Annotated in this window: 5 protein-coding genes and 2 pseudogenes; 6 read left to right on the top strand and 1 reads right to left on the bottom strand. The window is 61.2% G+C overall.

The window, feature by feature from the left end:
• The 3 genes and pseudogenes from C451_RS01790 to C451_RS01780 all read left to right on the top strand — a co-directional run.
• Positions 1-188 (top strand): annotated as a pseudogene (locus C451_RS01790) (hypothetical protein); the annotation flags it as partial.
• Positions 185-5371, top strand: a complete 5187-nt coding sequence (locus C451_RS01785) for a hypothetical protein (protein WP_007737005.1) — start codon at positions 185-187, stop codon at positions 5369-5371. The pseudogene C451_RS01790 and the gene C451_RS01785, both read left to right, overlap by 4 nt.
• Positions 5372-5771: 400 nt before the next feature.
• Positions 5772-6044, top strand: a complete 273-nt coding sequence (locus C451_RS01780; RefSeq protein WP_007737004.1) for a hypothetical protein — start codon at positions 5772-5774, stop codon at positions 6042-6044.
• A 164-nt stretch (positions 6045-6208) separates the two neighbouring features.
• On the opposite strand, the gene C451_RS24480 is transcribed toward C451_RS01780, so the two are convergent.
• Positions 6209-6352 (bottom strand): DUF7563 family protein, encoded by a 144-nt coding sequence (locus C451_RS24480; protein WP_449271492.1) that lies wholly within the window; start codon positions 6350-6352, stop codon positions 6209-6211.
• 238 nt (positions 6353-6590) lie between these two features.
• Here C451_RS24480 and C451_RS01775 point away from each other — a divergent pair.
• The 3 genes and pseudogenes from C451_RS01775 (at position 6591) to C451_RS01765 (ending at position 7885) form a co-directional block, all read left to right on the top strand.
• Positions 6591-6871, top strand: a pseudogene (locus C451_RS01775) (helix-turn-helix transcriptional regulator).
• Between the two features lie 95 nt (positions 6872-6966).
• Positions 6967-7467: a TRAM domain-containing protein gene (locus tag C451_RS01770; protein WP_007737000.1), complete on the top strand. Its 501-nt coding sequence runs from the start codon at positions 6967-6969 to the stop codon at positions 7465-7467.
• Positions 7468-7570: 103 nt separating this feature from the next.
• Entirely contained in the window at positions 7571-7885 is a 315-nt protein-coding gene (locus C451_RS01765) for a non-histone chromosomal MC1 family protein (protein WP_007736999.1), read from the top strand.
• The last annotated feature ends 128 nt before the right edge of the window (positions 7886-8013 follow it).

Here is an 8013-nt window from a genome sequence, read left to right as displayed (position 1 = left end):
CATCAGAGATGTGTATAAGAGACAGGTGTCGGACTGATCGCTGTCCCGCAGCCGGCACGATCATCGAACACGAGAGCGCTGAAAGCAAGCGAACCGGGCCGATCTTCGGCGACCGCGATCTCGCCGTTCGTCTCGCCACGCGCGAGCATCCCGACGCACCCGCCGAGAGTCGGGAGGTCGCGCCATGAGCGAGGACGGACCCGAGAGATGCTGGACGATCGGCTGCGAAAACGAGCCGGTCGTGGATGGCTACTGCGCCGAGTGCGCCGACATCTCGCCCGACATTCTCGATACCGATACCGATACCGACGCCGACCCGGAAAGCGGTGGCGACGGATCGGAGGATTCCGTCTCACACAGCCCTGTGGAGGACGGTTCCGACGGTGCAGACCCCGGCTTCGAGAGCGAGGAATCCACCACACTCGCCCGCGAAGCGTTCGCCGACGCGGTTGAGTGGTTCCACAGCCAACTCGACCAGGACATCAGCGACCTCGGCCTCACCTATATCAACGACGACGGCGATGAGCAGACTGTCGAGACTGCCCGTGAATGGTTCCACGAGGTGCGTGGATGGTCCGACGAGACCATCGACACCGCGCGTCTCGGATGGGCATCAGCGAGCCGCACGGGCTTGCTCGACCACCTCATGCGCGAGGGCTACGGCCGGGACGCGATTCTCGGCACTGGCCTGTTCACCGAGGATCTTCGCCCGCTCTGGCAGGGCCGGTTCGTCTTTCCATACTCCGACACCGACGACCAGCCCGTTTACACGATCAGCCGCGCGACCGGCGACGAAGGCGGCGGGGCGGTCGGCTACGACGGCCACCCCGACGACGGCCTCAGCGGGAAATACGCCAAACCCGCCCACACGAAAGAATACGCTCGCGTCGAGGAGCCGATCTTCGGCCTCGACTCGATCGAGGACGGCCAGCCCGTGCTCATCACCGAGGGTATTGCCGACGCGATCACCGCCCAGCAAGCAGGCTACGCTTGCATCTCGCCGGTCACGACCCGGTTCAAGCGCGAGGACCGCGAGGCGCTGCGCGAAGCCCTTGACGACCACGACGTTCCCCGTGCGTTCATCGTGCAGGACGCCGAGCGGCCGAGCAGTGATCTAGACGAGGACGACCGACTCTCGCTCACACAGGTCGGCGAGGGCCTGCGCGGTGCGCTCGATACCGCCGCGTATCTCGCCGAGCACGACACTAACGCACAGGTAGCGGAACTCCCGCGTCCTGGTCTCGATAAGGTTGACCTCGATGATTACCTACGCGAGTGGACCGTCGATGGGGCGCTCGCCCCGCTGCTCGCGAGCGCGAAACCCGCACGAGAGCACCCCGCCTACGACCCGCAGAATACAGCCCTCGCCGCCGCCGATCGCGACCGTACCGACCCACTCGGCGGCAGCACGAGCGACGACCACTCGGCTCTGTTCGACCTCGATATTCGGGACGTTACCGGCCTCGACGACGATTATCGCGGTGCCAGTCCCCTCGGTCACCACGGCGACAGTGAGACGTATTTCGTCATCATTGAGAAGCGCGACGTTGCTTACGACCACAAATACAAAGCAGCGTACACCCCGCTCACGTACCTGCTCGCCGACGCTGGCGAACGCTCACCGGACGACCCGAACGGGCGGCTCGATGATTCGGAGATGTTCGCCGCATGGTTCCACGCGAAACGAGAGGGTATCATCCCCGACGACGACCCGATCCCTCGCCGTGCGCTTCGGCACGTCGCCGTCGATCACGGCCATTGCGAGCGCGACGAGATCGAGGACGGCTGGAAGTTCCCCAGCGATGCTTACGACGCCGCGCTCGATACGCTCACCGACCAATACGATGTCGAACCGGGCCGCGACCCGCTTACGAGCGGGTGGGAGCGCACGCCCGATGAGGTTGATCCCACGACGCTCGATGTCGTGCTCGATCCAGAAACCGCGTGGCAAGCAGCGTGGATGGTCGGTCCCGACGATCTCGATACCGCTCTCGAACACGAACCGACGGATGACGGCGAGCACTGGCAATGCCCGCAGTGTGGCGGCGAGATCGGTGTCGTGCAAGCGGTCGCTCTCCACCTCGGCAGTATCGACTGTTGCGAGCAGCCGCTACAAGACGACGAGTACGATACTGCGTATCGACGCGCGCGCGAGCGCTTCGGTGCGCCCCTTCCCGAGTACGTCGATACGACGACCGCGACCGACAATTGGGCGCTCGTCCAGAGCGCGGTTGCACAGCTGACCCACTGGCATCTCTCGGCACTCGATTCGACCGTCACCGGTCTCGCCGACGACAACGACGACGTGATAGCCGAGATCAACCCGACGTGGGAGGACTCCAGCACGGAAAAACGCATCATCGCCTTCCGGTCGGGTGCGTTCTACTGTCGCGAGCACGACTGTACGATCGACCCGCTCCGTATCGCGGCGCTCGAACAGGGAATCATCGACGAGTGTGACGACCCGCTCACAGGCGAGGACTTCACCGAAGCGTACCACGTCGCTCGCGAACAATACGGTGCCCCGCTCCCCGAATGGAACACGGGCAACCCCGACCATGTGCCCGTGCTCCCGCGCGCCGACGACCTGCTCGGCGAGTTCACCACCGACCGGGACGCTCTCAATAACGCCCGCGAGGATGTTGAGGAGCTATACGCTGAGCTTGCCACCGACACCCGAAAGGCGTGGATGTTGCGCGCGCTCCCGGCGACCGGCAAGACCACTTCTGTCGTCAAGCTCGCCGACGAGTACCCTGCGCTGTATCTCACCTCTCGCAACGAGCTTCAGCAGGAGGTCGCAGCGAAGGCCGACCAGTGGGGGCACACGTCGATGCACCTCCCGATCTTCGCCGAACACCAGCCCAACGAGGGCGCTGTCGGCGAGGCCACCGCGCTTGTTCGCGAGGAGGGCAAAGACCTGCTCCGCGACCCCGAGGAGCTAGTCAAGCGCATCGAAGCGCCGGTCACTATCGAGGAAGAAGACGAGGACGACGGCGTTCCCGACGAGGAGGAAATCAATTTGGACCGCGCGAGTTGCGCGACCGCCAACGGCGCGCACGACGAAGCGTGGCAACTGGCTGTTCACGTCGCTCGCGAACTCGGCCACTCTCCACAGGATATCCACCAGCGCGATACCGAACTGTTCGGCGCGGAACTGCCGTGTCACGCCGATCATGAGTGCGGCTATAAGCTCGGCTGGGACCGTGCGACCGACCCCGACAACCCCAAAGACATCCTCATCGGTCACTACGTTCACGGCCACGTCGAGGGCGCGAAAACCTACGTCTCGCGTGAGGACGAGCAGACGTGGGTTCAAGAGCGCGTCATCGCGATCGACGAGTTCCCCGGCGACGTGTACGAGCGAACCTTCGGCGAGGAGTTCCTCGATCACGCCGCATGGCTCGGCAAGGCGCTCTCTGCGGAGGTTGACGATCGACAGGACCTCTTCGAGATCGACCTGTGGGACGACGACCTCGTGCGTGCGTGGCTTCGCGGGAGCGCCACCAGCGAGATCGACGCGCTGGCTGAGGTCGACCAACGCCTCGAAGTCATGCAGCGGTTGTGTGACGCCCTCGCTGCCGTCGAGGAGCTTCGCAGTGACGGTGGGACCGGAGAGACGACCGAGGGCACGGACGGCGACGAGGACGCGCTGGCGGCCGCTCTCGGTAGCGTGCAAACACTCGGTCCCTCGTGGGACGCCACGGCGATCGACAACGTTCACGAGGCGCTGAGAGCGGCAGTGGGGAGTGCCGACCGACAGACACAGAACCGGATCGAGAACGACGTGCTGCCCGCTCTCGCAGCCGCACGCCGCGCTCTCGATGACGGTGACAGTCTCAGCGCGACCACCGCGCCCGACCGTCTCGGCGGCGATCTCTCCGCGATGGTTGAGAACGCCGTCGAAGCGTTCTGCGAGGGCAACGACGGCGCACGTGGGCTGCTCACCGGAGCGCGGACAGCGCTCGCAGGCGGCGAGGAAGGCTGCCGTGAGCTAGCGATTCATGCTCGCGATGGCTACGCTCACCCGCTCGCTCACCTGCTGCTGCACGGGACGATCGCCGAAGGTGATGCAGCGACGGAGGTTCCGACCGGAGCATTCGATTTCGACGAGGACAGCGACAGCGACGGGACGAACCTGAAAAGCGTTCAGCGCGAGCGTGAGACCATGCTGATCGACCGGAACCACCACGGCGCGAGCGTGCGGAACCCGCCCGCTTTTCGTGAGGATCATCCCAACCCTGTCGTCGGGCTGGATGCAACCGGCCGCGAGCGGTTGTGGGAGCACGCTATCGGCTGTGAGGTCGAAGCACGCGACATCCATGACAGCGCTCGCGAGCGGCGTGCATTCCTTCGGGACGTGCTGAATCTCCAAGTGGTGCAGACCAGTCCGCACACGAAGACCTATTCCGGGTCGCCGAACGGCAAGAACTTCGACGGCGACGTGGCACTCATTCAGGAGATCGCCGAGAAGTTCGCCTCGACACAGCTGCGTCAGGATACGCTCACCGCGACGACCAAACCCGGCGTCATCACAACCAAGAAAGTCGAGCAGGAGATTGCCAGCCGGGTCGAAGACGACATCGCGGCTATTGACCACTACGGGAACATCACTGGATCGAACGCGCTCGGAGAGCTGAATCTGGGTGCGGTGCTGGGCTGTCGGCACTTCGGCGATGCAGTGGTCGAAAAATGGGCCGCGTTTGCCGGCGAGAGCATCTATCGGGCCGGCCACGGTGCGGACCTCAATTACGACAGTGCGACGGCCAACACGTACCTCAAGCACATGCGCGAGGATCAGACGCTTCAGGCCATCCTGCGATTCGGGCGTGACCAGGAAGGCGCGGTCGTGTTCGCACACACAACAGCGCTCTCGGAGAGCCTGCCGATCGTCGCGGACGGTGCGGTGGTCAAGGCGTTCTCGAAAAGCAAGCGAGCGGTGACGCGCGCTGCTCGGAAGTATCGCGGTCAGCAGTTCGCGGTCAGCGACATCGCCTCGGAAGTTGATTGCGACAAGCGGACAGTCCGGCGAGCGTTGAACGAGTTCACCGATCTCGGCTACCTCGCAAAACAGGAAACGAAGAACGGTCTCGCCAACAGCTACCGGACGAACGAGGAGCCGGGCGTCGGCGAAGCCGATCTGCCCGACCTCGATGAGCCGTTTACGCCGGGTGACGGCCCGGAAAGCACGTCTGAGCGGCGTGGAGGCTCACAAGAGCACCCAGACGGTTCCCCCTCTAGCGTATCTAGTACGGGATTTGTCTGGGTGGTCGGGGGTGAGACAGACGCCGAGAGCGGGTATCGCCGTGCACGGGCAACGCTCCCGGCACCGGATGCATCCGGCGGCACTGAATCGGCCGCACCACCGGGCTGATCCCGGCTGAAACGTCGGCTGTTCGCCCGGCGTTGATAGCGATAGCTCTAACGATCGCCGCAGTCAGGCACCCACCGCGTTCCGAGTGAATACCGCCGCCGCTTCACCGTGGTTTCGCTTCGTATCTTGTGTAACATTCGGACGAAGGAGTACCATCGTTTTGTACATAAGGCAAGGAAGCGCTATTGAGGACACACCACCGTTTCCAGTTTCTTCGGCACCGTAGCGGGTTCAACAGTACTCAGCATCTTTGCGATCATCTCTCTTCGATTACTGCGCTGGTTCACATCCTGAGTGTAATGAGACATCTCTCACCCCTTTTGCCTATGAAACCCTTCATACCGCCGAGAGACAGTATCAGGCACTAACTTTTACAGCCACCCGCACGTAGCGAGATGCCATGGGACGGTTTGCTGAGAGAGAACGAGAACAGTATCGCGTCATCGTCGAACGATCGGGCGACACCGATGATATGACGATGGAAATCGAGTCGGGGCCGACTGAACTTCCCTCGGTAGTCGGCGACGCCATAGCAGGTCTGACGCACTGCGACGTGACCGCGTATCGGTTGGATGAGGATGGAAACAGAGTCGGCGACCCCGCCTATGAGGAACGGATCGAAGATCCGTACGCAGACGAGCGAGAGCTATCGAGTACGAACTCACCCTACTGAGACGGGATATGGAGCCAGTAGCCGAAAACTTCTATTTGTGAATCTGGGTCGAGATTAGACGGTAGATCGACGACGAGTGACTGAATTACATGGGGAATGGTTTCGCTCCGGAATCCATTGCTCAGCCGCTACCTGAGATGAGTAGTCAGCAGTTACCCCCGTGATCATTTTGCCTCCCGTACGTCATTTCCTTCCCGAATCATGTCAGGACAATTCGGACAGACGCGTACGGTATCCATCCCAGTCGGGGCAAACACACGGACGTACTGCTTGGTGACGGAGCCACCACAATTCAGACACTCAGGCATAGTAGAGTCGGTTGAGCCACGGAACTTCATTCTATCGCTACATTCGGAATCTGCCGTTGCTAACGACCGTTCGAGACGCTGGGAGAGCGTGGATAAGATGGGTGATTTCTGAGTTTCTCGCGTGTATAATGCTTCCTTCGTTCAATTCCACTGTGTTTAGAAGGTGACTCGTGCTGGATGGGTCATTTGTTATTCGTCTATCGGTATATTTTACTGCTAGAATAACCACCTTCGAGATATGTATGATCTGACTGGCTTCCAGCGCGACCTGCTATACATTGCAGCTGACAAAGATGAACCGAACGGGCTCGAACTCAAAGACGAACTCGAAGGCTACTACGAGACGGAGATCCACCACGGGCGACTCTATCCGAATCTCGACACGCTCGTCGAGAAAGGGTTGATCGAAAAAGGTGAGCTCGATAAACGAACGAACTACTATCAGGTGACCCAGCGTGGGCAGCGNAGATCGAGGCCCGTCGTGAGTGGGAAGACCAATACGTCTCACCGGAGGTCTGATAGCCCATGCGTAGTGTTTCGGCTCTGCGGCCGCGCGCTTTCGGTAGCAACCCCTTGGGAATAATAGTGACCGGCGACGGTGGTGAGGACGTCTAATGGTCGAGATACCCGATCGATTGGCGTGTCTGTTCACTGGTTCCGTCACCGAGGCAGGCGATTCCTACACGATTGAGGTACCAGAAGATGAACTCGATGTGGGAGCGATTACGGCTGGCGAGACCTATCAAGTGGCGATCCTCGAAGATACAGAGCCCGCGGGAAGCGACGACCAGCAGGACCCATCGAACACGGCGGCTTCGGAGCCTCCCGTCTCACGGGGAGAGATCCGTGAGGTGACAATTGAGGCGCTGGGCGATCAGGGTGATGGGATAGCGAAAATCGAGCGCGGCTACGTCGTGATTGTGCCCGATGCACAGCCTGACGATGAGGTNGAGGCGCTGGGCGATCAGGGTGATGGGATAGCGAAAATCGAGCGCGGCTACGTCGTGATTGTGCCCGATGCACAGCCTGACGATGAGGTAACCGTCGAGATTATGGATGCTCGCGAGAATTTTGCCTTCGCAGAGATTCGTGATCAATCTGAGACAGCTGAGTAGTCGATCTCTTCAATCGCAGTTGGAGAGCCGTTTGCTTCGAAGAAATCGCCAGACGTAGATACATTTATCACTTTGTCTGTGTTATGTTCACTCGGAGCAATACATGGCCAGCACGTCAGACGATCCTCGCAACTACGCATTGCGTGATGAGAGTGGTGAGGAAACGAGCGTTTTCACCGGGCAGGTACCACGACAGGCGGCACTCAAAGTCGCTCGGCGACTTGACCCAGCTGACAGCGAAGCCCAAGCGAGTCGGGAGGAGTTTCGCCTGCGGGAGAAAGGAACGAAGAAACTCCACATCTACGAGGGATGGGCGTGGCGCAACGAGGCACCAGAAGACAAACCCGACTGGATGGCCGAGACGATCACCAAAGCGAACGTCTCGAAAGAAGGTATCGAGCATCTCGACGAACTGTAACTCAGCGGTCGGAAACAGATTCATATACAGCAACCTGAAACAACGGGTATGGATGGAGAGCGGCGATTGCCGCCGTTCGTTGAAGACACGCTCGCGTTGGTGAGCGACGCTGCTGGTGGGACTGGCGA

Source organism: Halococcus thailandensis JCM 13552 (assembly GCF_000336715.1).
GTDB classification, from domain to species: Archaea; Halobacteriota; Halobacteria; order Halobacteriales; family Halococcaceae; genus Halococcus; species Halococcus thailandensis.
Note: the sequence above shows the minus strand (reverse complement) of the source record. Positions and strands in the feature narration are given on the sequence as shown.

Bases quoted from the DNA above. Each gene is read 5' to 3' on its own strand.
- C451_RS01785 (WP_007737005.1), top strand. From the start codon at position 185: ATGAGCGAGGACGGACCCGAGAGATGCTGGACGATCGGCTGCGAAAAC.
- C451_RS01780 (WP_007737004.1), top strand. From the start codon at position 5,772: ATGGGACGGTTTGCTGAGAGAGAACGAGAACAGTATCGCGTCATCGTC.
- C451_RS24480 (WP_449271492.1), bottom strand. From the start codon at position 6,352: ATGCCTGAGTGTCTGAATTGTGGTGGCTCCGTCACCAAGCAGTACGTC.
- C451_RS01765 (WP_007736999.1), top strand. From the start codon at position 7,571: ATGGCCAGCACGTCAGACGATCCTCGCAACTACGCATTGCGTGATGAG.